This is a genomic window from Aestuariirhabdus sp. LZHN29, assembly GCF_049985285.1.
Lineage (GTDB): Bacteria > Pseudomonadota > Gammaproteobacteria > Pseudomonadales > Aestuariirhabdaceae > Aestuariirhabdus.
Map to the genome: position 1 here is coordinate 684,996 of NZ_JBNIEU010000002.1, position 24,358 is coordinate 709,353.

The following is a 24,358-nucleotide window of genomic DNA, read 5'->3' on the forward strand; positions in this document are numbered from 1 at the left end:
TTCAGCACCGTATAGGATCGGCGTTATTGCTCGTTGTTATCCCCGCCAGAGCCGCTAATCCCGGTGCAGGTGGCGAATCAGGCTATAGCCACACTGGTAGTGGTGGGGGTAGGGCAGTACCGGGTGCCCGACGGCGAGGCCAAAAAAAGGGGTTGCCTGAGCAACCCCTTACGTCAGCTTGAGATTACTTCAGCATCAAAATACGGCGAGAGTGTAGTCAACGTAGAAGCGGTTGTCGCTCTGCTCGATAACGTCGAAAGTATCTACACTGCGCGCTGCCGGGGCATTGTTGCTGTAGTTAGCGTAGCTGTACTTGAAGCTCAGGTCCTTTAAGGGGCCCTCCTGAACGGTGTAGCTCAGGATGTACTCGCTTTCCCACTCGTTGTAGGTTTTACCGTTAGCGGGATCGTTGCGATCCACGAACTCGCCATCCTTACCGTAGGTGTAGCTGTAGCCGGCGTTGAAACCGGGAAGGTCCAGTACGCCAAAGTCATAGTTGAACGCGATCTGGTAGACATCCTCCTCCTTGGCCAAAAAGTCAGAGATGATCATGGAGGTGTACAGGTAGGTGGTACCGTGGTCGCCACCGCTCATGTAGTAGTACGCCTTGTCATCCTTGTTTTTGGTATAGGTCAGCGCCAGGTCCCACCACTTGGTGGTGTAGGCGGCTCGTAAGCTATAGGTTGTCGAGTCGAGTTTGTCGGCTTTGCTGGTGCTGGTCAGGGCGTTGTTGTCGGTCCAGAGCTTGCCGTCATCTTCGAAGGTGTAGTACTGGCCGTCGAGATCCAGGCTGCGGTCGCCGCCCAGGTCGAAGCTGTAGTAGACGTTGGCAAACGTCTTTTCGATAAAGTCCTTGGTATTACCCTGGGCGACTTCAAACCCTAACCCGCTTTCGTGCTCATAGCTGACGCCGTAGGCGGTTGCGTTGTCGATATCAACGCTGCCATCCCCCGTGAAGAAGTCCTTGAAGCCACTCTGGTTCCGCTTGGACCACTCGTTGATTCGGGTCGCCCAGATATGGAAACCGGCAACATCAACGCTACCCAGGGCAGCCTCGAAGGTGCTGGGGGTCAGGCGAGAACCGGAGCTGGCCAGAATCGGGTTATCCAGCTTCATGCGCCCCGCTTGCAGGTTGACCATGTCAAAGGCTTTGAGTTTGGCGAAACCCTGGGCCAATTTTCCATAGTTGTTGATGTCTCCACTGTCACCCTGGGGTAGTAGGTCACCACCTGTGTTTGATTTCTTATCGGCGGCAAGCTTGACCGCGCCGTAGTAGGAAGCATCCGCCCCTATACCGAAATTATCGGTGCCAAAATAGCCCGAGGCAAAGTTAACCTCGGCGCTCTGCGCCCACTGGCGAATCTCTTTCTTTTCCCCCAGCACGTTATGCTCGTATCCACCGTACTTGTCGGTTTTGCTGAAATAGGCGTTACGCAGTTTGATGTCGAGGGTGCTGTCCTCGATCGCGTTGGCGCTGGCCGAGCAGCTGGTGCTGGAAATAACCGCAGCGATCGCTGCAGAAAGCAGGGGTTTGTTAAATAGGCTCATAGGGTCCACTCCTTTGTATGACTAACTAGCGCGCCATCGTGCATCTGGCGCTAAATTCGTAACATTCGTCAGGTTATTGGCAGGCCTAGGCATCCCCTGGCAGGCGACTGTCAATAAACCATTTGATATTTACGCCAGTGGATGAAGGCTGTCAAGGCGGAGGTCGTTATACGCCTGTTTTTTGGGGGTTTTTAACGAAAATTGCACCTGCGGCGGTAGAAATACTGTCGGGCTTTAGCCCGAGGGGGTGCTTATTCGTAATGAGTCCATAGACGAAGGACCTTAACGCAGCGCTCCTGCTCAAGCACTTGATACACCAGTCGATGCTGAATGTTGATGCGTCGTGAATAGGCGCCGCTCAGGTCGCCCACCAGTTTTTCGTAAGGGGGAGGGTTTTGGTAGGGGTCTACCCGCAGCATATCGAGCAGTGCAATAGCCTTTTTCTTCAGGTTGGAAACTGCGATTTTTTGCGCATCTTTCTGGGCTTGTCGGGTGTATCGGATCTCCCAGCTCACCAGTCGAGATCCGTTGTGCAATGGTCGAGATCTTCGTCCATTCCCTCCTTGATGGATTCGCGCATACCCGGGATCGAGAGCAGGTGCAGGGTTTCGGAGATGGCATTCCAGTCCGCTTCCGACAGCAGTACTGCATTGCCCCGTTTACCCGTAATAACAATCGGCTGGTGGGTGTCGGTGGTTTCGTCGATCAGGCTATAGAGGCGCGATCGGGCCTCGGTGGCATTGAGTATGGTCATAGCTTCTCCTTAGGTTGGTAGCGTACGTTAATTCGTACGGGCTAACAAGGCTAAGGTGTTGTAGGGGTGGGGGCAGTGGGCGGGATTGTTGGCCTAAAGGCCGACCTGCGGGCCGACGGGGTGGTGGGGAATGACTGTCGTGCGGGCCGATGAGTGTCTACTCCCTGGGCATAAGCCGCTAACGCCGTCCGTGGCTCCGGCCGGCATACGACCTACATGGACGTAGGGAGTGCCGTTTTTGCAGGAGCAAAAAACGACCCGCCCAATCCCTGGGCATAAGCCGCTAACGCCGTCCGTGGCTCTCGCGGCATACCGTCCAATCCCTGGACATAAAAAAACCACCGCCGAGGCGGTGGTTTTCACTCTATCAAACTCTAATTTTCAGGAAATTAGAATACAGACAGGGTGTAGGTAGTGATGAAACGGAAGTCGTCCAGTTCAAACTTCTTTTCGCCAGCTTCGTTGGTGTCGTACTCGTACTGGGCGTAACGGATGCGGAACTTCAGGCCCTTGGCCATGCCATCCTGCAGAGTGTACGCCGCTTCCATATCCAGTTCGGTCTCGTCGTCGTCCTTAGTGCCACCAACGGATTTCTTGTCAACGGTACCGTCGATGTAACGAGCCATCAGAGTCAGGCCAGGAACGCCAAGATCGGCAAAGTTCAGATCGCCGCGAACTTGGTAAGAATCTTCACCATTATTGTTGAAGTCACCGATCTGTACGGAGTTACGGCCGTAGAAACCAGTGTCATCGTCGCCGCCTTCCCAAGCGAAGGAAGAGGTGTCGAAAGCGTAACCGTCGACGTCGTCCTGCTGCTCAACACTCTGGTAAGCAACGGAGATCTTGGCTGGACCGAAGGCAACCGCGGCGCCTACGTCGAACCAGGAGATATCGTCATCTTTTAGTGGCTTGGCAGCAGTTTCAGCGTTACCGATCAGACCGGTAGCACCATACTGAGTGCCCAGGGCCAGGTTAACACCGTCGGTGATATCGAAATCGATATCGGCGGCAGCGTAGTAGCCTTCAGCGTTGTTGGTTTGCTTGCCGTAAGCAGCAGAGAGCAGCAAGCCGTTACCGATTCCGCCGAAGGTGTAGTCACCACCGACTACGTAGACGTTCTCGCGATCGCCGTCAACTTCGTACTCGGCAGTGCCGGAGTTGGTCTTGGCGGAACCGCCAGTGACCATCTGGGAGTAGAGGTTCAGGCTTTCGGAGAAAGTAGAGCGGATCTGCGCGCCTTGACGTACGGAAGGCAGGTTACGAGAGTCGGAATCGTTAACCATAGGGCCGGACATGCGGAACTTACCGACTTTAACCAGCGCAACGTCAGCAACGTTAACCTTCAGGGCCGCACCAGACTTACCGTGGCTTTCCTGCTTGTCAGCGCCACGCAATGTGCCCAGTCCGCCTTCGCCGCGGTCGCCAGCCAGCTTCTGGTTGTAGTAACCGAAAGCGTCAACGCCGACCATGTTGCCGGCCATGCCGGAGGAGAAATCGAAACGGAAAGCCTGTGCCCAGGACTTTTGATCCTGGTCAGCGCCAGGTACGTTGCCGTTGTTGTCACGGCTACGGTCATGGTAGAAGTTGCGCAGGTGCAGGCTCAGCTTGCTGTCGTTGGCAAACTGATCCCATGCCGCAGCAGCGTCTGCCTGGGCAACGGTGGTTACAGAGGATGCAGCTACAACAGCTGCAGCCAGTGCAGAGATTTTAAATGCGTTCATATTAAGACCTACTCCTAAGGTTTTTGTGTGTGTCTGAACCGTGAAACTTACCCCAAGTACGGTTCAAAAATTCCAGCACCAGTCATCGGGTTGCCCCTTAGATCGATACCGGGAATCAGTGTCGCTCATAGATATGAACGAATGATGACAACAGTTTGTAATAAAAATGGAGGCGGATTGCAACGGTAAATACGCAATGATTAGGTATAAACCGAAAAAATTGTCCCCAGAGCTGAAAAACTGTCTAAAAAGCGGGTGTCAGCGACGCGGAACGGACTAAGAGCCCGGATTTCTACAAATGTGGAGCATCAATATCCATTCGACCTTGGGCTAATTTGGAGCGAGTTGTGGATGGAGTTCGACGGCGTCGATGGCGCGCAATTCATCGCTGTTGGCGGGTGATCTTTGTTCGCTGTTTTCCTGTTGCACCCATGCTGCGTTGGGGGCTGACAATCACGGGTCGAATCAGGGTATAATCGCGCGTTTTCCGCTTGGGGGTGTTGGGTGAGTCCGGCATCCCGGGGGGACTGGTTGTAGACGTAACCTGTCTATAAGGCAGTGAAGCGCCATCAACAGTAGAGCGAATTGAAGAGTACGGATTTTTGTTATGCCCATTTATGAATATCGATGCGATGCCTGTGGTGAAGGCCACGAGGCCATTCAGAAAATCAGTGATGCGCCTCTGGTGCGCTGTCCCCATTGCGATCAGGATGCCCTGAACAAACAGATATCGGCCGCCGGTTTTCGCCTGGCCGGTGGCGGCTGGTACGAAACCGATTTCAAGACCGGCAGCAAGAGGAACCTGGCCGGGGACAGTGCCGCAAATGCGGGCAGTGGCAAAAGTGACGGCCCCAAAGAGAGCCCTAAAAAGGAGACAAAGGCCGCATCCTGATCGCGGCCTTGAGCGTCTGCTACAGATACTTCGAATACCGACAACAGAACACACAACCACCTATAACGCTACAGGATACCGATTATGCGCAGCCAGTATTGCGGCGAACTCAACAGCTCACACATCGACCAGGAGGTCACACTTTGTGGCTGGGTTCATCGCCGCCGGGATCATGGCGGGGTGATCTTCCTTGATCTGCGCGATCGTGAGGGTATTGCCCAGGTGGTGTTCGATCCCGATACCGAGGAGCATTTTGAGCGTGCAGACAAGGTGCGCAATGAGTACGTTATTCAGGTCAAGGGTCGAGTACGGGCGCGCCCCGAGGGTACCGTTAACCCCGATATGCCTACCGGTGAGATAGAGGTGTTGGGGAAGGAGCTAGTGATTCTTAATAGCGCCGCGACCCCTCCCTTTCAACTGGATGAGCACCAGAGCGTCGGGGAAGATGTTCGGCTCAAGTACCGTTACGTCGACCTGCGTCGTCCCGAGATGCAGCAGAAGCTGCGTTTTCGCTCGCAAATTACCACGGCGATCCGTAACTACCTCGATGAGAACGGCTTCCTTGATATAGAAACACCCATCCTGACCCGGGCGACCCCTGAAGGCGCGCGTGACTATCTGGTGCCGAGTCGCACCCATGCCAATAACTTTTTTGCCCTGCCCCAGTCGCCGCAACTGTTTAAGCAGTTGCTGATGGTGTCGGGTTTCGATCGCTACTACCAGATCGCCAAGTGCTTCCGTGATGAGGACCTGCGCGCCGATCGCCAGCCTGAATTTACCCAGATTGATATCGAAACCTCCTTTATGAACGAGGAGCAGATCATGGGCTTGACCGAGGGCATGATCAGCGGGCTGTTTTCAAGCCTGCTTGACGCGGAGCTGGGAAGCTTTCCCCGTATGCCCTACGCCGAAGCGATGCAGCGTTACGGCAGCGATAAGCCGGATCTACGCATTCCCCTGGAGCTGGTTGATGTCGACGACCTTATGCAGCAGGTTGATTTCAAAGTATTTAATGGTCCGGCCAATGATCCGAAAGGGCGTGTTGCGGCGCTCAAGGTGAGCGGCGGTGCCAAGCTGAGCCGTAAGCAGATCGATGATTACACCAAATACATCAGTATCTACGGCGCCCGAGGGTTGGCGTGGATCAAGGTAAACGAGATCGAGCAGGGCATTGAAGGCCTGCAATCGCCGATCATCAAGTTTATGCCAACAGAGGTGGTGATGGCGCTGATGGCGCGGGTCGAAGCGGCCAACGGTGATATCGTTTTCTTTGGTGCGGATAAGACCAAGATCGTTAACGAGTCCCTGGGGCATTTGCGTCTCAAGTTGGGCGAGGACCTGGATCTTTACACCTGTGCCTGGGCGCCGTTGTGGGTCGTTGACTTCCCGATGTTTGAAGAGGATGGTAATGGTGGCCTGACGTCACTGCACCACCCCTTTACTGCGCCGTCGTGCACCCCCGAAGAGTTGGCCCGGAATCCCGAGCAGGCGCTGTCCCGTGCCTACGACATGGTGCTCAACGGCTGCGAGCTGGGTGGAGGTTCCATTCGTATACACGATCAGGAGATGCAAAAGACGGTATTCGAGGTGTTGGGTATCGCCGCCGAGGAGGCGCGGGAGAAATTTGGCTTTTTGCTCGACGCGCTGCAGTTCGGTTGCCCTCCCCACGGTGGGCTGGCGTTTGGTCTCGACCGCCTGGTGATGCTGATGACCGGTGCGCAGTCGATTCGTGAAGTGATCGCCTTCCCCAAGACCCAGAGTGCAGCCTGCGTAATGACAGACGCACCGGGTAGGGTGAGCGCGCCGCAGTTGCGAGAGCTGCATATCCGCTTGCGCGAGGTGGAAGGCAAGACCGAGTAAGTTGGTTCCTGCACGGGTGTATACCGGACATTTGCCGCACGCTATAGGCAAGAGGGTGTCGAGGTGTGCCGTCTCGGTGCGCTGATGGGGAGGAGAGATGGCGGGTCATAGTAAGTGGGCCAATATCAAGCACCGCAAGGCATCTCAGGATGCCAAGCGGGGCAAGATATTTACCAAAATCATTCGGGAGCTCACGGTCGCGGCCAAGCAGGGCGGCCCCCTGCCGGAAGATAATCCCCGCCTGCGCGCGGTCATGGATAAGGCGCTGGCCGCTAATATGACGCGCGATACGATCGATCGCGCCGTCGCTCGCGGTGCCGGCACCACCGAGGCGGACAATGTTGAGGAGTTGGTGTACGAAGGTTACGGCCACTCCGGGGTTGCGGTGCTGGTCGAGGTGATGACCGATAACCGCAACCGTACCGTGGCGGAGGTGCGCCACGCCTTTTCCAGGCGCGGCGGAAACCTGGGTACTGACGGCTCGGTCGCCTACCTCTTTGCCCGTAAGGGCCAGATCTATTTCGAGCCCGGGGCCGACGAAGAGCAGGTGATGGAGATTGCCCTGGAGGCGGGTGCCGAGGATGTGATCACCCACGATGATGACTCGATTGAGGTGGTGACCGACTGGACCGAGCTTGGCCAGGTCAAGGGTGCGCTGGAAAGCGCGGGTGTTACACCCGCTGCGGCCGAAGTGAGCATGGTTCCATCGACAACCGTATTGCTTGATAAGCCCTCCGCCGAGAGGTTGATGGCGCTGGTCGATCATCTGGAGGATCTGGATGACGTGCAAAACGTCTACACCAATGCCGATATTCCCCACGAGGTGCTGGCCGAGCTGGAGTAATGGTTAGGGGTTTGACGGTTATCTAAGGGCGCTGTGGCGCCCTTTTTTGTACCGGTTTGGCAGGCTTTTTAGGTCGGGCTGTAGTTCGGGCTTTAGCCTGACGGGGTGGTGAGGCAGGGCGGGGTTGGCGGCCTCAAGGCCGACCTACAGGTAAAGGTTAACCCCGAGCACTAGCATAAAGAGCGCCGAGGTGATCAGCAGTATTTTTAGCATGGTGACAAGGCGTTCGCTCATGAAGGGGCCGTTAATAGGGACTCCACGCAGGATAGGGGGAAAGGGGGTGCTATAACAGAGCTGTTTTGTAACGGCTGATAACGATCGGTTACGCGTCGTGATGTTGGTTGCCCGGACTCGATCGCTGTGATGAGGTTCTGCAGGGTGACTTCCATAATCTAGTGTATATCTGTACAGTATATGGAAGTTACGGCTAATGCAGGCTTGGGTGTAAATGGCGTTGATATTGGGAATTGATCCGGGCTCCCGCATCACCGGGTATGGGGTGATTAATCAGGTGGGCGCGGTGAGCGAATACGTTGCCAGTGGCTGCATTCGCACCAGCGGAGATGATCTCCCGGAGCGCCTGCATCAGGTGTTTGTCGGTATCAATGAGGTTATTGAGCTTTATAGTCCCCAAACGGTTGGCATTGAACAGGTGTTTATGTCCCGCAATGCCGATTCAGCGCTCAAGCTGGGCCAGGCTCGGGGCGCTGCTATTGTTGCGGCGGTGAGTCACGGGCTGGAGGTTTCGGAGTATTCGGCGCGGCAGGTCAAGCAGTCGGTGGTTGGCAAGGGTGGCGCTGAGAAAAGCCAGGTTCAGCACATGGTGCAGTCGATCCTCAAGCTGAGTGCCAAACCCCAGGCCGATGCTGCCGATGCGCTGGCGATTGCGCTGTGCCATGCCCATACCCGGCAAAGCCTGGTAAGAATGGCGGGGGCAACCCGGATGCGCCGCGGGCGCGTGCGCTAACACCGCCGCTGCAGGCCCGTTGCGAAGAGAGCAGACACGAGGATTAAAGGATAGATGATAGGTCGATTACGTGGAACTTTGCTGGAAAAGCAGCCACCTAACCTGTTGATTGAGGCGGGAGGGGTAGGCTATGAGGTGGATGCGCCGATGAGCGTCTTTTACCGCTTGCCCGAGCTGGGGCAGGAGGTGACCCTTTACACCCATTTTGTGGTGCGTGAGGATGCCCAGCTGCTCTACGGCTTTGCCGACCGCAAGGAGCGGGAGCTGTTTCGTACCCTGATTCGGGTCAATGGGGTCGGACCGAAGCTGGCGCTAACGATTCTGTCGGGTATTGAGGCCTCGGCCTTTGTGCGCTGTGTGCATAGCAATGACAGTGCTTCCTTGGTTAAATTGCCCGGCGTGGGCAAGAAGACGGCCGAGCGCCTGATTGTGGAGATGCGCGATAAGCTCGACGGGTTGGGGGCAAGCTTCGCCGAATTGCCGACGCTGGCGGCGGCGGTCGATTCTGTTCCTGTGCAAGACCAGGTATCCGATGCGGTTAGCGCGCTGGTTGCGTTGGGGTACAAGCCGGCAGAGGCCAGTCGAGCTGTGTCGCGGGTTGAGGAGGCCGGGCTCTCCAGCGAAGAGTTGATTCGGCGCTCTTTGAAGGGGATGCTTTAGTGCCTGCTGGCGGCCCTGTTCTGTACCGGGGTGGTCTGGATCGGATTTTAGTGGGGTTATAGACCCCTTCAGCTTTACTAACGGGTAATCGAATAGGCAATGATCGAATCGGATCGAATAGTTTCTACCGCGGAGGTCTCCCATGAAGAGGTGCAGGATCGTGCCATTCGTCCGGCGCGGTTGGCCGATTATGTGGGGCAGCCCGCAGTGCGAGCGCAGATGGAGATCTTCATCAGTGCCGCGCGCAACCGTGATGAGGCGCTGGATCACACGCTGATTTTCGGCCCCCCGGGGCTGGGTAAAACAACGCTGGCCAATATTTTGGCAGCGGAGATGGGCGTGCAACTTAAAACCACGTCGGGGCCGGTGCTGGAAAAAGCCGGTGATCTCGCCGCCATGCTGACGAATCTTGAATCCGGGGATCTGCTGTTTGTTGATGAGATTCATCGCTTGAGCCCCGTGGTGGAGGAGATCCTTTATCCGGCGATGGAGGATTACCAGCTCGATATTATGATCGGCGAAGGGCCGGCGGCCCGTTCAATCAAGCTGGACCTGCCCCCCTTTACCTTGGTGGGTGCGACGACCCGCGCGGGGCTATTGACCTCGCCACTGCGTGATCGTTTTGGCATCGTACAGCGGTTGGAGTTTTATTCGGTTGCCGACCTGACTCATATTGTGACCCGCTCTGCGGGAATTCTCGGAGTGGAGATTGATCAGGCGGGAGCCGGCGAGATTGCGCGGCGATCGCGGGGCACGCCGCGTATCGCTAACCGTTTATTGCGCCGTGTGCGGGACTATTCCGAGGTCAAGGCCGAGGGGAGGGTGTGCCAGCAGGTGGCGGACCAGGCTCTCAATATGCTCGATGTGGATCACCAGGGTTTTGATCATATGGACCGGCGCTTGCTACTGGCGATGATCGACAAGTTTGATGGTGGACCGGTAGGTGTCGACAGCATCGCCGCGGCGATCAGCGAAGAGCGGGATACCATCGAGGATGTGCTCGAGCCCTATTTGATACAGCAGGGCTTTATTATGCGAACGCCCAGGGGGCGAGTGGTAACGCGGCATGCCTACCAGCATTTCGGGTTGCCGATGCCTGCTGGAGAGCGCTAGATGAACCCCGCTGTTGCGCTCCCCTTTGCGATCAATATCCGGGTCTATTTTGAGGACACCGATGCGGGCGGCATCGTCTATTACGTCAATTACCTCAAATTTATGGAGCGGGCCCGTACCGAGTACCTGCGGGGGCTGGGGTATGAGCAGCAGCGCCTGTTCGACGATGAACTGATGTTCGTCGTGCACAGTCTTAACGCCCGCTATCACCGCCCTGCGCGCCTCGATGATCTGTTGCGGCTGGAGTTGCGGGTGACACGCGCCGCGCGAAGTTATCTACTGTTTCAGCAAAAAGTGATCAATCAGCAGGATGATGAGCTGCTGTGTGAAGCAGAAGTAAAGGTGGCGTGCGTACAGTCGGGGAATATGAAGCCCCGGGCGATACCCGAGGCGATGCGCGATGCCATGTCGAGCGGGCTAAGCGCGTCTTGAGTCACAGAACCGGCCGATTCGGTGATCCTGTGGTAATCCTGAAGTGGTATGATCGTTTGCCAAGACACTGGTCGATGGCGTTAGTGCCGCGAACCGGCGACAATTTTCGAAAAGGGAGAGCGTTGTGAACGAAACCATGCCGATGTGGAGTCTGATTCTTGAAGCCAGCTGGGTTGTTCAGTTGGTGATGCTGTTATTGGTGCTGGCATCGATCGTCTCCTGGGTGATGATCATTCAACGGGCGATTCTATTGCGCAATACGTACCGTTCGCTACGGGCGTTTGAAGATCGATTTTGGTCCGGGATCGACCTCGGCAAACTCTATCGGGAGGTGTCTACTAACCCCGACCCCAATAGCGGGGTTGAGCATATTTTTCGGTCAGGGTTCAAGGAGTTTTCCCGCATGCGCCAGCAGACAGGCGCCGACCCGGATGCGGTGATGGAGGGTGCGCAACGGGCGATGCGAGTGGCGCTGTCGCGGGAGGAGGAGAAGCTCGAAGCCAACCTGCCTTTTTTGGCCACCGTGGGCTCCACCAGTCCCTATGTGGGGCTGTTCGGTACGGTGATCGGTATCATGAACTCGTTTCGTGGTTTGGCCAATGTGCATCAGGCGACCCTGGCGTCGGTCGCGCCTGGCATAGCAGAGGCTTTGATTGCTACTGCCATGGGGCTGCTGGCGGCGATTCCGGCGGTTGTTGCTTACAACCGTTTTTCGTCCCGGGTCGAAAGTACTATCAATAGCTATGACACGTTCTCGGATGAGTTTTCCAGTATTTTGCACCGTAAGGCGCACACTCGCGTAACCCAGGAATAGTCTTATGGCCAAGCAGAAACAGCGCCGCAGGCCCATATCCGAGATTAATGTGGTGCCCTATATTGATGTCATGATGGTACTCCTGATCGTATTTATGGTGGCAGCGCCGCTGCTCACCCAGGGGGTCCAGGTGGATCTGCCGAAAACCAATGCCAAACCGATGCAGATGCCTGAAGATGAGGAGGTGCTGATCATCTCGATCAAGGCTGATGGGAGCTATTACCTCAATATCGGCGACAAGCAGGAGGAGCCCGTTACCCTGGAGCGATTGGGGGAGCAGGTCGGTAAAATTATTCGTGCCCAGCCCCAGCGTCCGGTGATGATCAAGGGCGACAAGCAGGTGATCTACGGTGCCGTGGTCACTGCGATGGCGTCCTTGCAGGAGTCCGGCGTCGACAACGTGGGCCTGATTACCGATCCCAAGGAGCTCTAATGGGAGGGCAGTTGCAATCGGCGTTGAGCGGGGAGGTCTTTTGCTAAAGCTCTCCAATGGCTATGGTTTGCCCGTGGTGCTGGCCCTGTTGCTGCATCTTGTGGCCGGTTCGGCGCTGCTGGTGGCCTGGCCCGCGTCGGAGTCACCCAAGTTGAAACCGATGCCGACCCATGTAAAAGCATCGTTGGTCGAGCTAAAGCCGAAGGCCAAGCCGGTTAAAAAGGCCGCCAAGCCGCCGAAAAAAAAACCTCCGGTGAAAAAAACCAGGGTCGATAAAAAAGCGGAACAAAAGAGAAAAGAGATCGCCTTAAAGAAAAAGCGCGAAGAGGATGCTCGCAAAAAAACAGAAGCGGAACGCAAGGCCAGAAAAAAACGCGAAGCCGAGCGCGTGGCCCGTGAAAAGCGTGAAGCGGAACTCCTGCGCCAACAGGAACTCCAACAACAGCAGGAGCGAGAGGAGAGGGAGGCGCGAGAGCAGGAGCTGGCTTCCCTGCTTGAAAGTGAAACGGCGTTTGAGCAGGAACAGCAGCAGTCTGCAACTGATTTTGAGTTGGCGATGGGATACGCTGACCTGATTCGTCAGCAGGTTATTCCCCATTGGTCACGCCCCCCCAGTGCTCGTAATGGTATGGTGGCGGTGCTCCAGATCAGCCTCGTGCCGACCGGCGAAGTGGTCGATGTGAACGTCGTCAAGGGGAGCGGTGACAAGGGGTTCGATGAATCGACGGTACGCGCTGTGCGTCGCGCCGGACGTTTTCCTGAGCTACAGCAGCTCGAGCCCAGGGTGTTTGAGAAATACTTCCGCAAGCTGCGGATCGAATTTAAACCGGAGGACCTGATCAGGTGATGACACGTGTAACGGGAATGATATTGATGCTGTGGGTGATGGTTATCATGCCCGCCCGAGCCGATCTGACCATTGAAATTACCCAGGGTGCCGATAATCCGGTTCCCATTGCGGTAGTCCCCTTCGGTTGGAAAGGGTCCTCGGCGCTGTCTGAGGATATGGCGCAGATCGTTGCCAATGATCTCGAACGCAGTGGTCTGTTTGCTCCGTTGGAGCGTCGCAATATGCTGAGTTTGCCGAGCCGTGAAGCGGATGTTGTGTTTCGGGACTGGCGCGTACTGGGAAGCGATTATCTGCTGATAGGGAATGTGGAGCAGGGGGCGGATCAAAAGTTCCAGCTCCGTTACGCACTCTTTAATGTGCTCAATCAGCGCACCCTGGCCCAGGGAACGGTTGCCGGAGGGAATGAGGTGCTGCGGGATATGGCGCACCGGGTCAGTGATATGGTCTATGAGCAGGTAACGGGGCGCAGAGGCGCGTTTTCGACCCGGATTCTCTATGTGACAGCCGACCGTCACTCCACCTATAACACCGACTTCAGGCTTAATTATGCAGATGCTGACGGCCATCGCGCGCGGGTTATCTTTAGCTCCAAGGAGCCTATCTTGTCCCCCTCCTGGGCTCCGGATGCAAAGCGAGTCAGCTACGTCTCTTTTGAAGGTGGACGCCCTGGGGTTTATGTGCAGGAGATTGCCAGCGGTAAACAAACCCAGATTACCCGCTTTCCCGGATTGAATAGTGCGCCGGCCTGGTCGCCGGATGGCAAGCGTTTGGCGCTGGTACTGTCGAAAAGTGGTAACGCTGATATTTATATTAAGGATTTGTCGAGTGGCGAGCTAACGCAGATTACCCGTCATTACGCCATCGATACCGAACCCTCCTGGATGCCCGATGGTAAGTCTCTTGTGTTCACCTCCAATCGAGGTGGTTCGCCACAGATCTATCGGGTCGAACTCGATAGCGGCTGGGTGGAGCGACTGACCTTTGAGGGTAAATATAACGCTCGAGCCCGCGTGTTTGATGGCGGCAAGTCTCTGGTGCTGGTTCACAAGGGCGAGGGCGCTGCTGAATTTAACATCGCCGTCCAGAATTTGGAGAATGGGCGCATGCGCACGCTCACCTCAACATTGCTGGATGATTCCCCCAGTATTGCCCCCAATGGGGATATGCTGATCTACGCCACCCATAAGGGCAATCGAGGCATACTGGCTGCGGTATCTGCAGACGGGCGTGTAAAGTTTGAGCTGCCTTCCACTAAAGGGGATGTGAGGGAGCCCGCATGGTCTCCTTTTTTGAACTAGGTTGTGGTATTTTCGGGTAGTTTTGTTAGTTTATATGACCAGATCAACCCAATTTCGGAGTGAATAATGGAAATAATGAAAATCGGTAAACTTTTTATGCTGGCAGCGTCGCTGGTAGTTGTTGCTGGCTGTAGTTCTACCGGTGGTAGCAGTACCGGTGGTACCGACAGTGGCGCCACAACCGGTGGGTCCGGTGTTGATTCCGGCTCTGTTAGCTCCTCTACAGGCGGTATGGGATCTGATGGCGGTACGCTGAGCATGGATGAGAAGACTATGGTTGACCAGAAGGTCTTCCTGTTCCCATTCGACAGCTCTACTCTTTCTACGGAAGATTATGCCTCACTGGATGTGCACGCCAAGGTGTTGAGCACCAACACAAGCCAGCGCATTACCATTGAAGGCCATACTGACGAACGTGGTACTCGTGAATACAACCTGGCGCTGGGTGAACGCCGTGCCAAGGCTGTAAAACGCTATTTGGTGATGAAGGGCGTCGCTCCGGGTCAAATCGAAACCGTTAGCTATGGTAAAGAGCGTCCGGTTGCCGAAGGTCACGCAGAGGCCTCCTGGAAGCAGAACCGTCGTGCAGTCATTATTCCTTCATCTGCCGGCTACGGTAGTTAATGTCGGGCGACGTCGATATGGCGAAACAACGTAAGCGGTTGTTACAGATTAGCCCGGCTATCGCCGGGCTGTTTGTTGTGGGGATGACCTGGGCCGAAGTACCTGTCGTTGAGACCACCCCTATTGGGGGGGCGGCGGTGCAGCCGCAGGCAGGTACGGAAGAGGCGGTTCAAAGCCAGCAACCCACTGCGGAAAATAGCCTCTACTATCAGTTGGAGTTGTTGCAGCAGGAGGTTCAGTCGTTGCGGGGTATGCTCGAAGAGCAATCCCATGCGATGCGGTTGATGAAGCAGGAGCAGCGCGATCGCTATATTGATCTGGATCGACGCATCAGTTTGCTTAATAGCCCTTCGGGTAGCTCCACCTCGGCGCCCTCTGCGAGTGCTTCGGTGTCTGTGCCCACCACAACCGTCGGAACTCCTGGTGGCAGTTCTACAAGCACCCTGGCCAGCGCAAACCCCGAGCTGGAAAAACAGGCGTACTCGGAGGCGTTTGCCCTGATTAAGGAGCGTAAGTTCGATCAGGCGATCGTGGCGCTGAATGCATTTGTGCAGCAGTATCCTGGTGGAGACTATGCAGCGAATGCGCGTTATTGGCTCGGAGAGGTCTATCTGGCGACCAATCAGGCCGAGCCTGCCCAAGGCGCTTTTGAGAATGTGCTAAAAGAGTTTCCCTCCCATCGAAAAGCAGCGGACGCTAGCTATAAGTTGGGCCGGATGTATCATAGCCAGGGTGATGTCGAACAGGCTCGAAGCTATTTTCAGGCAACGATCGATAACTATCCAGGATCATCCGCCGCCAAGTTGTCCCAGCAATACCTGCAAAAGCTTTAGTGGTCGATCCTTTAGATACGGGTAGCCGGAATGAGAGTGCTCTATTTCGGCTGCCGTCTTTAGCAGGTTTTCGTTGTTGCGATCTATCCGTTAAGGCGATCGCTGCCGCCGTCCCTGGCTTACGCGATCTACCGGTTAAGGCGATCGCTGCCGCCGTCCCTGGCTTACGCGATCTACCGGTTAAGGCGATCGCTGCCGCCGTCCCTGGCTTACGCGATCTACCGGTTAAGGCGATCGCTGCCGCCGTCCCTGGCTTACGCGATCTACCTACTTCCTGTAGGCAAAAAAAACAGGGGATTGGGGTTGTTATATTGTTCTAAATCAGTACCATATGCACCGCTTAGGGTCGTTAGCTCAGTTGGTAGAGCAGTTGGCTTTTAACCAATTGGTCGGGCGTTCGAGCCGCCCACGACCCACCAATTTTAAGGGCTGCCTTTCAGGCAGCCCTTTTCTTTTGCCCCATCCATACTGTGTCCAAATCCCAGGAGCGGGCCGATGATCTGCTCATCTGCCATCTTTGCTTGTTTTTCTATCCTGGCAGTCCCCCAAGCCTGGCTAAGCGGGATCTGGTGCTGACACTTTTTTGCTCGCCGAACCTCCGGCTGACTGTGCTACACTAGCCGCCAAATTATTGTTCATAGGCCCCACTTTAGAGGGGGGCAGCGGAAGTAGAGAAAAAGTATGACCCTGGTGAGTGATCGAGTTTTTGTGCAGCAGCATCTGGCAACAGAGCACCTGCTATCCATGGACCCTGCCCGTAAGCAGCAGCTAAAAGAGGAAGTGAAGGCGCTGCTTAACGAGCAGAATGCCGTGCTTGTTGCCCACTACTACACACCGGATGTGATTCAGGAGCTGGCCGAGGAAACCGGTGGCTGTGTTTCTGATTCGCTGGAGATGGCCCGCTTCGGTAATCGGCACAGTGCCACGACCCTGTTGGTCGCAGGTGTGCGGTTTATGGGTGAAACTGCCAAGATCCTTACGCCTGAAAAGCGGGTGTTGATGCCGACCCTCGAAGCCACCTGCTCGCTGGACATTGGCTGTCCTGTCGATCGTTTCTCGGCATTCTGTGATCAGCACCCTGAGCGGGAAGTTGTGGTGTACGCCAATACCTCGGCGGCAGTCAAGGCTCGTGCCGATTGGGTGGTGACCTCCAGTATTGCGCTCGAAGTGGTGGAGCACTTGATGGATCAGGGCAAGAAGTTGATCTGGGCGCCGGATAAGCATCTTGGGGGCTATATTAAGCAGCAAACCGGGGCCGATATGCTGATGTGGGACGCCGCTTGCATCGTACACGAAGAGTTTAAGGCCAAAGGTGTTTTGGAGCTTAAAAAGGTCCATCCCGACGCGGCGGTGTTGGTACACCCGGAATCTCCAGCATCTGTAGTTGAGGTCGCCGACGCGGTCGGATCAACGAGCCAACTGATTAAGGCCGCCGAAACCCTGCCGAATAAGGTGTTTATTGTGGCTACGGATCGCGGCATCTTCCATAAAATGCGCAAGGCCGCACCCGGTAAGCAGTTTATCGAGGCTCCAACCGGGGGCTCCGGCGCGACGTGCCGTAGTTGTGCCCATTGCCCGTGGATGGCGTTAAATGAGCTTGAAGTGATGGTGCAAACCTTGCGTAGCGGCAGTAACGAGGTCCATGTGGATCCTGCGGTAGCCCGCCGAGCAATGATTCCGTTGCAGCGAATGCTTCAATTTACAGCGGTGAATGCGGCCTGACCCCGGGCATCAGCTATTGAGCATGAGGGGTCCTGCTACGGGCTAGAATCCCATGTTCTTCTGGTAAACTTGCAGGTCTTTGATCTGCTGTTGAATCTTTGAGGTTAGCGCAAAGTTTCCTTGAACCTGGGTCAGGGCGTACTCCAGATGCTTAATGGCCTGATCCATGTCGCCGGTGAGCCGAAAAAACTCCGCTCGCGCCAAGTGCACGCCGGTTATATCTTTGGCGAGCCCTCGTACTTCGGCCAGGATGTACCAGATATCCGGATCGCTTGGGCGCTTGTTGACCAGTTGTGTGAGCAGCTGATCGGCTTGCTTGTACTTGCGCTCCGCCAACAAGATATCTGCATAGTTCATGGTGAGGGGCAGGTTGTCGGGCGTGAGTTCGAGGGCACCGCTCAGTCGTTTGCCCGCCGTCCGGTAATCGCCTCGCCGACTGTCGATTTGGGATTGGGCAATCAGATAATGGATGTTGTCAGGTTCCGATTTGATCAGGGGGGCTAGCGCCTTTTCCGCCTTGTCGAGTTGTTGGGCCTTGGTCAGGGAGACGGCCAACCCGTACCGCACTGCAAACTCGGGAGTGCTGGACCCGTTTTTTAGCTCCTCCTGATATCGGCTTACGGCTTGGTTAATATCACGGGAATAATGAACTTGAGCCTTGACTCGCATCAGGTGGTAGCTTGGGTTGTCCTTGAAGTGTTTTAACGGAAACTGCTCTGCCCGAGCCCTCGACTCCGCAATCCGATTTTCGGTAACGGGGTGGGAGGAGAGAAACTCGGGAGGCTTCTGGCCCGAGAATCGGCTGGCCCGACTCATGGCTTCAAACATGGCCGGCATGGCCCTTGGGTCCATATTGGCGCGTGCCAGGTTTTGAATCCCCACGTTGTCGGCTTCGCGCTCATTCTGGCGACTGAATTTCATCCGTTGGCTTTGGAATGCCGCCTGACTTCCCGCCAGTGCAGCGATGCCCGCATCGCCCCCCCCTGCCGCCATCAGTATGACGCTGGCCAGGGTTGCCGCCAGACTGGGAATTCGATTGCGCTCTGCTTCCTCGACGTTCCGAGCAAAGTGGCGCTGGCTAAGGTGAGCCAATTCATGGGCGAGTACCGAGGCGAACTCTTGTTCGTTATCGGAATAGATAAATAGCCCGCCGTTGATGCCGACGATACCCCCGGGTACGGCAAATGCGTTGAGCTCAGGACTATCTACTATAACCACCTCAAGCCGACGATCCGTTACTTCGCTGGTTTCAACCAAGCGGTAGATTAGCCCTTCGGTGTACTCCTTCATCTCCGGGTCAGCGATGGTTGGTGCCTGTCTCCGCAGGGCTTGCAGCCAGGCTCTGCCAAGATAGTATTCCTGCTGGGAGGATACGATGCTGGAGGAGCTGTCCCCCAGGGAGGGGAGTGTTTGTTCCTGCCCATGGGCGGGGGCAAGCGTGCCGAACCAAAGTAGACTGCCGAGCACCATCGTCTTGGTGATTGTATGCATATTGTACCGTTTCCTTTCGATAGAATGACTTTACCGATATTTCGCCACCTTTCCCAGCCTCTTTAGCCGGCGGGTGGTGATAACAGCTTTGGTACTATGGGAATTTGGGACAGGCATCGGTTACTATCGTTGTGCAATTTTAATTGTCGGTCAGGTGGGGCAGCGGCAAACCTGATGACAGATCGTGTGAATAACCGTTGGGGAGAAACCTGTGAGTGTTGCGATAGATGTCGAACTTGACGCGAAAGGCTTGTGTTGTCCTTTGCCGCTGCTTAAGGCGAAGCAGGCGCTCAATACCATGTCTGCGGATCAGGTATTGCGCGTAGAGGCGACCGACGCGGGATCAGTGCGAGACTTTCAGGCCTTTTGTGAGGTGGCCGGACACAGGCTTTTGTCCACTAATGAGCAAGAAGGTATTTACGTGCACGTCGTACAAAAGGGTAATTCGTGAAAGATATCAGCATGACTCGGTTTTTTAAGGGGTGGCTGCACCGTTATTTCTCGGACGAGGAAGCGGTAATTTTATCGGTGTTATTAATTATCGGCTTTGTTGTCGTGTTGACGATGGGGTCCATGCTGGCGCCGGTGTTTGCGGCAATGGTGTTGGCGTTTTTGCTGCAAGGGGTTGTTAACCAGCTCAAAGGGAGGGGGGTATCCCATAATCTATCGGTAACCGTTGTTTTCTTGATTTTCTTGACCACTTTTCTGCTGATACTGTTGGTGTTGGTGCCCTTAATCGGCGATCAGATGTCACGCTTGTTTAATGAGCTACCGCGTATGATCGGCGATGCTCAGCATGCCCTGCAGGTGCTTCCGCAAAAATACCCCGGCTTTATCTCCGAAACCCAGGTCACGGTATGGATAGAGACCCTCAACGGGCAGATTACCAATGTAGGGCAGTGGTTTGTTTCGTTCTCGCTCTCCAGTATTCCCGGTTTTGTCGGCGTGCTGATCTATCTGGTACTGGTGCCGATTCTGGTGTTCTTTTTTCTTAAAGACAGTGCGCTTTTGGCCAGCTGGACCGGCTCCTTGTTGCCCGCCCAGCGACCGATGATGATGCAGGTTTATGCGGAGATGAGTGACCAGATCGCAAATTATGTGCGGGGAAAAGCGATCGAAATCTTAATTGTCGGGGCCGCGACCTACCTGGGCTTCGTCGTACTGGATTTGCGCTATGCGGCTTTGCTTGCTCTATTGGTTGGGTTGTCGGTCGTGGTCCCCTATATCGGTGCCGCAGTAGTCACGATACCCGTTGCCCTGATCGCCTTTTTTCAGTGGGGCTGGGGTAACGAGTTTTTTATATTGATGGTGGTCTATGGCGTGATCCAGGCGTTGGACGGTAACGTACTGGTTCCTTTGTTGTTTTCCGAGGCGGTCAACTTGCACCCCATTGCTATTATTGTCGCGGTGCTTGTGTTTGGTGGTTTGTGGGGTTTTTGGGGCGTATTTTTTGCGATCCCCCTGGCGACGTTGCTCAAGGCGCTAATGACCGCCTGGCCGACCCAGTCAGATAGTATCCAGCCCGGTGATGGTGAATCCTCCGCGGGTTGATACTTTTTAAGATACAACCGCCTGGATACAAGCGCCTGGATACAAGCAGCTTCCAGGCGGTTGCGCGTTAATCGCGGCAACGAAACAAGAGGGGAGTCGCCTCCTCGCCCCTAATCAGCGCTGGTTTGATTTGCCAGTGCGGTAGCCGCTGCCAATACCTCGGCGGCGTGACCCTTTACCTTTACCTTGCGCCACTCGTGCCGTAGCACCCCTTCGCTGTCGATCAAAAAGGTGCTGCGCTCAATGCCCCGTACCTGCTTGCCGTACATGTTTTTCATCTTGATCACATCAAACGCGGTGCACAGGGCCTCGTCGCTATCGGAGATCAGTTCGAAGGGGAAAGATTGCTTCGCCTTGAAGTTTTCGTGCGCGCGAAGTGAATCCCGGGAGATGCCGATTATGAGGGTGTTTGCTTCGCCAAATTGTGAATGTAGGTCGCGGAAATCCTGACCTTCGGTGGTGCAGCCTGGGGTGCTGTCCCTGGGGTAAAAATAGAGGACAACTTGCGATCCACGGAGCCCTGAAAGGCTAATGCACCGGTCGCTGGTTGCCTGGGCGTTGAAGTCCGGAATGGGGGTTGCGATAGAGACGCTCATGGGCAGTTTGCTCCTTACTTGAAAGATTGCACTAATAGATTCCAGGGCGCTAACTCAAAGGCTGTAATAGGATCAGTTTGACGGCATTGAAGCAACCCTTTTAATGCCTGAAAAGGCTATTCGGTGGAGCTTGTGCTTGGCTCTACGGCTCAGTAACATAGACCTCTTTTTTTGATTCGATGGAGCGGTTTAAATGATAACGGGCAGCATGGTGGCGCTGGTTACGCCGATGCACGCGGATGGCGGTGTCGACTGGGACGGGTTGACCCGCGTAGTTGATTTCCACCTGCGTGAAGGAACCGATTCCATCGTCGCGGTGGGCACTACGGGAGAGTCCGCAACCCTCGACGTTACCGAGCATTGTCAGGTGATTAGCCGGGTGGTGCAGCAGGTAGCGGGGCGTATCCCCGTGATCGCAGGAACCGGGGCCAATTCGACACATGAAGCGTTGCAGCTGACGGAGGAAGCCAAGGGGCTGGGAGTGGACGCCTGTCTTCTGGTGACCCCCTATTACAATAAGCCCACCCAGGAGGGGATGTACCAGCATTTCAAGTACATCGCTGAACGGGTTGATATACCTCAGATTCTCTATAACGTACCGGGGCGAACCTCCGTCGACCTGTTGCCAGAAACCGTTGAGCGCCTGGCGGATATTGATACTATCGCCGGTATTAAGGAAGCGACCGGGGATATCGATCGGGCTCGTCGCCTGATCGCCAGCTGCGGTAGCAAAATGGCTATCTACTCAGGGGATGACCCTACCGCTGTGGAGCTGATTCTGGCGGGTGGCCAGGGAAATATTTCGGTAACGGCCAACGTCGCTCCGGCACGCATGGCTGAGTTATGCCGGTTGGCATTGGCGGGTGAGACTGATGCGGCTCGGCGCTTGAACGAGGCGCTCATGCCTTTGCACACTAACCTGTTCATTGAGTCCAACCCTATTCCAGTGAAGTGGGCGATGCAGCAGATGGCGCTGATCGAGGGCGGAATCCGTTTACCGCTAACGCCCCTCGCAGAAGGAGCGCATGACGCAGTGCGCGACGCCATGAAGCGCTGCGGATTACTGTAACACCGATTAATACGGCTAATTTGAAATTTTGAGGCTTCACTGAATGCGAATATTGAGGATGTTGGCTGTACTCACCGCCACTGTTTCTATCAGTGGTTGCGTGAACGATTACATCCGTGACCGTACCAATGATTACCTAAGCGCCGAGCTGTATCCGCCGATGGTTCTGCCCGAAGGCTACGAGGGAAGTTTGCTCGGTGACTCCATGACGATACCCGACCGTGATCAACGCCCTACGGTTACCGAGTTTGTCGTTCCCCGGCCGAACGCTGTGGTATTGGCTGCCGATGATGAAAATTTCCGTATCGAACAGGATGGCAATGCACGCTGGATCCTTGCGCGGAAAACTCCATCGCAGGTGTGGCCGGCTCTAATCCAGTTTTGGGAAGCCAGTGATGTTGAGCTCCAGGTAAATGACCCCTCAAACGGCGAAATGGAAACCCGTTGGGTCGTTCTAAACGAAGAGCGCCAGAAGGATCAGGTGCGGCGATTGATTCGCAGTGTGCTTGGTGCCGACGACGAAGGGGAGAGCCAGGAGAAGTTCCGCATCAATATCCAGCAAGGCGTAACCTCGGGTTCCACAGAGGTTCACCTGCTCCACGCACGAGCGCCAACCGATGAAACGGACCCTGAAATCTTGTGGGGCGTTGATGAGGGCAGTGACCTGATGCAGTCGTCCATGCTCAATGAGATGCTGGTGTTTATATCCAATAACAGCAGCGAAACGGAGTCGGTTTCCCTTGTCGCCCAGGAGCTGGATGTGGGTAGTCGTACGGAGCTTGTTGAGGACGGTAATGGAAATCCCATTCTGCGACTCGATTTAGCGTTTGACCGCAGCTGGGCTGCGGTCGGGCGAGCACTCTCTGATACCGCCGTTCAGGTTGTCGATCGTGATCGCAGCAGCGGCATTTACTATCTGGAGATCAACTCTGGAGAGTCACTGACCGTTGAGGAAGCACCAGAAGAGGGCTTTTTCAGTGGCTGGTTTGGCGACGACGATAAAGAGACCGTGACCGTGGAGCGCTATCAGTTGCGCCTGAGTCGTACAGGAGAGCAGGTTAAGGTTTCCCTTGAACGAAGCGTAAACGAATTGGCACCCAAAGAGATCAGTGCGGATCTGTTAAGTCTGATTAAAGACAAGCTGAGTTAAGTGGTTTTTTGCCCTCCTCCCGTTTTTGGGGGGGAGGGCTCATCCCCTCCTATGATGCAGTTCTCCTCCATTGGTAGTGGCAGTAAAGGTAACGGCACCCTGATTCGCTCGGGTGATACCCTGTTGATGGTCGATTGCGGGTTTAGTCTCAAGGAGACCCTGCGACGGCTTGATTGCCGGGGTGTAGCGCCTGAGCAATTGACGGCGATACTGGTTACCCATGAGCATGGTGATCACATCAATGGGGTCGCGGCTCTGGCTCGCCGCTTCGATATTCCTGTGTATCTGAGTGCAGGAACCCGCTACGTTGGCAAACTGGATTCGGTTCCGCGCTTACAAATTATTGCCGATGCAGCGCCGGTTGCGATTGGGGAGATCGAAGTGTTACCCGTCGCCGTGCCTCATGACGCGCGTGAGCCCCTGCAATACATCTTCCGGGCGGGAGGTATGAGCCTGGGCGTGTTGACGGACCTGGGGTGTATCACCCGTCATGTTGCTGACTGCTATGGGGATTGTGACGGAATGCTGCTCGAATGTAATCACGACCCCCATATGCTCTCGGTGGGCTCCTATCCCCCCTCGCTAAAAAGCAGGGTAGGGGGTATCTACGGTCATCTGAGTAATCAGCAAGCCTCAGAGCTGCTGAGACTGATCGATACGCCTCGTATTCAACACCTGGTGGTTGCCCATATTAGTGAACAAAACAATGACAGCGAGCTCGTATTGGAGCAACTGCTACCGCATATAGAGCGGAGCCGGCTGCGGTTTGCCGACCAGGCCAATGGGTTTGAGTGGGTTGAGTTGGAGGCTCGGCCCGAACCTATCGAATTCGACCCCGGTGGTGCCGCCGGGCAGCCGCTGCAATAGGGTGTATAAAGGGCTCTATCGCCCGTGCCAGTAGGGGTTTCAGGGGGTGTGGCGTAATTTTCTATCCACAGCTGCGCTGCTCGACTCGGTCCGCGCCTGGAAAGGGCGCCAAGGTTACTTTGCACTTCTCTTTAGAATATCAATACAGTCTTGTAACTTATTGAATAATAATAAATTAATCTTAAGTTTAGTGTTTTTATGGGCTAGTTGTTCAAAAAATGATCAGTTTGTACGCGAAGGTATAGGGGAGTGGGATATACCAGGTTCTC

General features: G+C 55.4%; 25 protein-coding genes and 1 tRNA gene. 20 read left to right on the top strand and 6 right to left on the bottom strand.

What is annotated here, in order from left to right; genetic code table 11:
* Nucleotides 1-195: 195 nt before the first annotated feature.
* The 4 genes from ACP3PW_RS09925 to ACP3PW_RS09940 all read right to left on the bottom strand — a co-directional run bounded on the left by ACP3PW_RS09925 (nucleotide 196) and on the right by ACP3PW_RS09940 (nucleotide 4,023).
* Nucleotides 196-1,548 (bottom strand): OprD family outer membrane porin, encoded by a 1,353-nt coding sequence (locus tag ACP3PW_RS09925; protein WP_426416540.1) that lies wholly within the window; start codon nucleotides 1,546-1,548, stop codon nucleotides 196-198.
* A gap of 251 nt (nucleotides 1,549-1,799) precedes the next feature.
* Nucleotides 1,800-2,063 (bottom strand): Txe/YoeB family addiction module toxin, encoded by a 264-nt coding sequence (locus ACP3PW_RS09930; RefSeq protein ID WP_426416541.1) that lies wholly within the window; start codon nucleotides 2,061-2,063, stop codon nucleotides 1,800-1,802.
* Nucleotides 2,060-2,302: a type II toxin-antitoxin system Phd/YefM family antitoxin gene (locus ACP3PW_RS09935; protein WP_426416542.1), complete on the bottom strand. Its 243-nt coding sequence runs from the start codon at nucleotides 2,300-2,302 to the stop codon at nucleotides 2,060-2,062. Before ACP3PW_RS09935 ends, ACP3PW_RS09930 begins: the two co-directional genes overlap by 4 nt.
* 389 nt (nucleotides 2,303-2,691) lie before the next feature.
* Nucleotides 2,692-4,023: an OprD family outer membrane porin gene (locus tag ACP3PW_RS09940; RefSeq protein ID WP_426416543.1), complete on the bottom strand. Its 1,332-nt coding sequence runs from the start codon at nucleotides 4,021-4,023 to the stop codon at nucleotides 2,692-2,694.
* A 607-nt stretch (nucleotides 4,024-4,630) separates the two neighbouring features.
* Between ACP3PW_RS09940 and ACP3PW_RS09945 the strand changes: the two genes are divergently transcribed.
* The 15 genes from ACP3PW_RS09945 (at nucleotide 4,631) to nadA (ending at nucleotide 17,365) form a co-directional block, all read left to right on the top strand.
* Nucleotides 4,631-4,915 (top strand): FmdB family zinc ribbon protein, encoded by a 285-nt coding sequence (locus tag ACP3PW_RS09945; RefSeq protein ID WP_426416544.1) that lies wholly within the window; start codon nucleotides 4,631-4,633, stop codon nucleotides 4,913-4,915.
* A gap of 84 nt (nucleotides 4,916-4,999) precedes the next feature.
* Complete coding sequence (gene aspS / locus ACP3PW_RS09950; protein ID WP_426416545.1) at nucleotides 5,000-6,775, top strand: aspartate--tRNA ligase; 1,776 nt, start codon at nucleotides 5,000-5,002, stop codon at nucleotides 6,773-6,775.
* A 97-nt stretch (nucleotides 6,776-6,872) separates the two neighbouring features.
* Nucleotides 6,873-7,619, top strand: coding sequence for a YebC/PmpR family DNA-binding transcriptional regulator (locus tag ACP3PW_RS09955; protein WP_426416546.1), 747 nt, complete (start codon nucleotides 6,873-6,875; stop codon nucleotides 7,617-7,619).
* A gap of 448 nt (nucleotides 7,620-8,067) precedes the next feature.
* Complete coding sequence (gene ruvC, locus ACP3PW_RS09960) at nucleotides 8,068-8,586, top strand: crossover junction endodeoxyribonuclease RuvC (protein WP_426416547.1); 519 nt, start codon at nucleotides 8,068-8,070, stop codon at nucleotides 8,584-8,586.
* A 54-nt stretch (nucleotides 8,587-8,640) separates the two neighbouring features.
* Nucleotides 8,641-9,246 (top strand): Holliday junction branch migration protein RuvA, encoded by a 606-nt coding sequence (gene ruvA, locus ACP3PW_RS09965; RefSeq protein ID WP_426416548.1) that lies wholly within the window; start codon nucleotides 8,641-8,643, stop codon nucleotides 9,244-9,246.
* Between the two features lie 99 nt (nucleotides 9,247-9,345).
* Entirely contained in the window at nucleotides 9,346-10,359 is a 1,014-nt protein-coding gene (gene ruvB / locus ACP3PW_RS09970) for a Holliday junction branch migration DNA helicase RuvB (protein ID WP_426416549.1), read from the top strand.
* Nucleotides 10,360-10,791, top strand: a complete 432-nt coding sequence (gene ybgC, locus ACP3PW_RS09975; protein ID WP_426416550.1) for a tol-pal system-associated acyl-CoA thioesterase — start codon at nucleotides 10,360-10,362, stop codon at nucleotides 10,789-10,791. It begins immediately after the preceding gene.
* Nucleotides 10,792-10,927: 136 nt separating this feature from the next.
* On the top strand, nucleotides 10,928-11,605 hold the full coding sequence (tolQ, locus tag ACP3PW_RS09980; protein ID WP_426417033.1) for a protein TolQ: 678 nt from the start codon (nucleotides 10,928-10,930) through the stop codon (nucleotides 11,603-11,605).
* A 4-nt stretch (nucleotides 11,606-11,609) separates the two neighbouring features.
* On the top strand, nucleotides 11,610-12,038 hold the full coding sequence (gene tolR / locus ACP3PW_RS09985; protein ID WP_426416551.1) for a protein TolR: 429 nt from the start codon (nucleotides 11,610-11,612) through the stop codon (nucleotides 12,036-12,038).
* A 40-nt stretch (nucleotides 12,039-12,078) separates the two neighbouring features.
* Nucleotides 12,079-12,885 carry a cell envelope integrity protein TolA gene (gene tolA, locus ACP3PW_RS09990; RefSeq protein WP_426416552.1) on the top strand — a complete coding sequence of 269 codons (807 nt, stop codon included), beginning with the start codon at nucleotides 12,079-12,081 and terminating at the stop codon, nucleotides 12,883-12,885.
* Nucleotides 12,885-14,186 (top strand): Tol-Pal system beta propeller repeat protein TolB, encoded by a 1,302-nt coding sequence (gene tolB, locus ACP3PW_RS09995; protein ID WP_426417034.1) that lies wholly within the window; start codon nucleotides 12,885-12,887, stop codon nucleotides 14,184-14,186. Before tolA ends, tolB begins: the two co-directional genes overlap by 1 nt.
* A gap of 66 nt (nucleotides 14,187-14,252) precedes the next feature.
* Entirely contained in the window at nucleotides 14,253-14,810 is a 558-nt protein-coding gene (gene pal / locus ACP3PW_RS10000) for a peptidoglycan-associated lipoprotein Pal (RefSeq protein ID WP_426416553.1), read from the top strand.
* A gap of 17 nt (nucleotides 14,811-14,827) precedes the next feature.
* The gene (gene ybgF / locus ACP3PW_RS10005; protein WP_426416554.1) at nucleotides 14,828-15,643 is read left to right on the top strand and encodes a tol-pal system protein YbgF; all 816 of its coding nucleotides are present in this window, start codon (nucleotides 14,828-14,830) and stop codon (nucleotides 15,641-15,643) included.
* A gap of 343 nt (nucleotides 15,644-15,986) precedes the next feature.
* Nucleotides 15,987-16,062 (top strand) — tRNA-Lys (locus tag ACP3PW_RS10010).
* A gap of 325 nt (nucleotides 16,063-16,387) precedes the next feature.
* Complete coding sequence (gene nadA / locus ACP3PW_RS10015) at nucleotides 16,388-17,365, top strand: quinolinate synthase NadA (RefSeq protein WP_426417035.1); 978 nt, start codon at nucleotides 16,388-16,390, stop codon at nucleotides 17,363-17,365.
* A gap of 42 nt (nucleotides 17,366-17,407) precedes the next feature.
* Here the strand turns inward: nadA and ACP3PW_RS10020 are convergent, their stop codons facing one another.
* A complete protein-coding gene (locus tag ACP3PW_RS10020; RefSeq protein WP_426416555.1) occupies nucleotides 17,408-18,856 on the bottom strand; it encodes a M48 family metalloprotease in 1,449 nt (482 codons plus the stop codon).
* Between the two features lie 211 nt (nucleotides 18,857-19,067).
* Between ACP3PW_RS10020 and ACP3PW_RS10025 the strand changes: the two genes are divergently transcribed.
* Nucleotides 19,068-19,307 carry a sulfurtransferase TusA family protein gene (locus ACP3PW_RS10025; protein WP_426416556.1) on the top strand — a complete coding sequence of 80 codons (240 nt, stop codon included), beginning with the start codon at nucleotides 19,068-19,070 and terminating at the stop codon, nucleotides 19,305-19,307.
* 11 nt (nucleotides 19,308-19,318) lie between these two features.
* On the top strand, nucleotides 19,319-20,407 hold the full coding sequence (locus tag ACP3PW_RS10030) for an AI-2E family transporter (protein WP_426416557.1): 1,089 nt from the start codon (nucleotides 19,319-19,321) through the stop codon (nucleotides 20,405-20,407).
* Nucleotides 20,408-20,517: 110 nt separating this feature from the next.
* Here ACP3PW_RS10030 and ACP3PW_RS10035 read toward each other — a convergent pair whose 3' ends face one another.
* Nucleotides 20,518-21,003 (bottom strand): peroxiredoxin, encoded by a 486-nt coding sequence (locus tag ACP3PW_RS10035; protein WP_426416558.1) that lies wholly within the window; start codon nucleotides 21,001-21,003, stop codon nucleotides 20,518-20,520.
* 193 nt (nucleotides 21,004-21,196) lie between these two features.
* Between ACP3PW_RS10035 and dapA the strand changes: the two genes are divergently transcribed.
* Genes dapA through ACP3PW_RS10050 form a run of 3 tightly spaced genes read left to right on the top strand, consistent with a single transcriptional unit; the run spans nucleotide 21,197 to nucleotide 24,089 of the window.
* Entirely contained in the window at nucleotides 21,197-22,072 is an 876-nt protein-coding gene (gene dapA / locus ACP3PW_RS10040; RefSeq protein ID WP_426416559.1) for a 4-hydroxy-tetrahydrodipicolinate synthase, read from the top strand.
* Between the two features lie 43 nt (nucleotides 22,073-22,115).
* Nucleotides 22,116-23,222 (top strand): outer membrane protein assembly factor BamC, encoded by a 1,107-nt coding sequence (bamC, locus tag ACP3PW_RS10045; protein ID WP_426416560.1) that lies wholly within the window; start codon nucleotides 22,116-22,118, stop codon nucleotides 23,220-23,222.
* 51 nt (nucleotides 23,223-23,273) lie between these two features.
* A complete protein-coding gene (locus ACP3PW_RS10050) occupies nucleotides 23,274-24,089 on the top strand; it encodes an MBL fold metallo-hydrolase (RefSeq protein WP_426416561.1) in 816 nt (271 codons plus the stop codon).
* Nucleotides 24,090-24,358 lie beyond the last annotated feature (269 nt).

Bases quoted from the DNA above. Each gene is read 5' to 3' on its own strand.
- nadA (WP_426417035.1), top strand. From the start codon at position 16,388: ATGGACCCTGCCCGTAAGCAGCAGCTAAAAGAGGAAGTGAAGGCGCTG.
- tolB (WP_426417034.1), top strand. From the start codon at position 12,885: ATGACACGTGTAACGGGAATGATATTGATGCTGTGGGTGATGGTTATC.
- ACP3PW_RS10020 (WP_426416555.1), bottom strand. From the start codon at position 18,856: ATGCATACAATCACCAAGACGATGGTGCTCGGCAGTCTACTTTGGTTC.
- ruvA (WP_426416548.1), top strand. From the start codon at position 8,641: ATGATAGGTCGATTACGTGGAACTTTGCTGGAAAAGCAGCCACCTAAC.
- ybgC (WP_426416550.1), top strand. From the start codon at position 10,360: ATGAACCCCGCTGTTGCGCTCCCCTTTGCGATCAATATCCGGGTCTAT.
- ruvC (WP_426416547.1), top strand. From the start codon at position 8,068: ATGGCGTTGATATTGGGAATTGATCCGGGCTCCCGCATCACCGGGTAT.
- ACP3PW_RS09940 (WP_426416543.1), bottom strand. From the start codon at position 4,023: ATGAACGCATTTAAAATCTCTGCACTGGCTGCAGCTGTTGTAGCTGCA.
- ACP3PW_RS09935 (WP_426416542.1), bottom strand. From the start codon at position 2,302: ATGACCATACTCAATGCCACCGAGGCCCGATCGCGCCTCTATAGCCTG.
- ACP3PW_RS09925 (WP_426416540.1), bottom strand. From the start codon at position 1,548: ATGAGCCTATTTAACAAACCCCTGCTTTCTGCAGCGATCGCTGCGGTT.
- ACP3PW_RS10030 (WP_426416557.1), top strand. From the start codon at position 19,319: ATGACTCGGTTTTTTAAGGGGTGGCTGCACCGTTATTTCTCGGACGAG.
- ACP3PW_RS10050 (WP_426416561.1), top strand. From the start codon at position 23,274: ATGATGCAGTTCTCCTCCATTGGTAGTGGCAGTAAAGGTAACGGCACC.
- ybgF (WP_426416554.1), top strand. From the start codon at position 14,828: ATGGCGAAACAACGTAAGCGGTTGTTACAGATTAGCCCGGCTATCGCC.
- tolQ (WP_426417033.1), top strand. From the start codon at position 10,928: ATGCCGATGTGGAGTCTGATTCTTGAAGCCAGCTGGGTTGTTCAGTTG.
- ACP3PW_RS09945 (WP_426416544.1), top strand. From the start codon at position 4,631: ATGCCCATTTATGAATATCGATGCGATGCCTGTGGTGAAGGCCACGAG.
- tolR (WP_426416551.1), top strand. From the start codon at position 11,610: ATGGCCAAGCAGAAACAGCGCCGCAGGCCCATATCCGAGATTAATGTG.
- aspS (WP_426416545.1), top strand. From the start codon at position 5,000: ATGCGCAGCCAGTATTGCGGCGAACTCAACAGCTCACACATCGACCAG.
- pal (WP_426416553.1), top strand. From the start codon at position 14,253: ATGGAAATAATGAAAATCGGTAAACTTTTTATGCTGGCAGCGTCGCTG.
- dapA (WP_426416559.1), top strand. From the start codon at position 21,197: ATGATAACGGGCAGCATGGTGGCGCTGGTTACGCCGATGCACGCGGAT.
- ACP3PW_RS09955 (WP_426416546.1), top strand. From the start codon at position 6,873: ATGGCGGGTCATAGTAAGTGGGCCAATATCAAGCACCGCAAGGCATCT.
- ACP3PW_RS10035 (WP_426416558.1), bottom strand. From the start codon at position 21,003: ATGAGCGTCTCTATCGCAACCCCCATTCCGGACTTCAACGCCCAGGCA.
- ruvB (WP_426416549.1), top strand. From the start codon at position 9,346: ATGATCGAATCGGATCGAATAGTTTCTACCGCGGAGGTCTCCCATGAA.
- bamC (WP_426416560.1), top strand. From the start codon at position 22,116: ATGCGAATATTGAGGATGTTGGCTGTACTCACCGCCACTGTTTCTATC.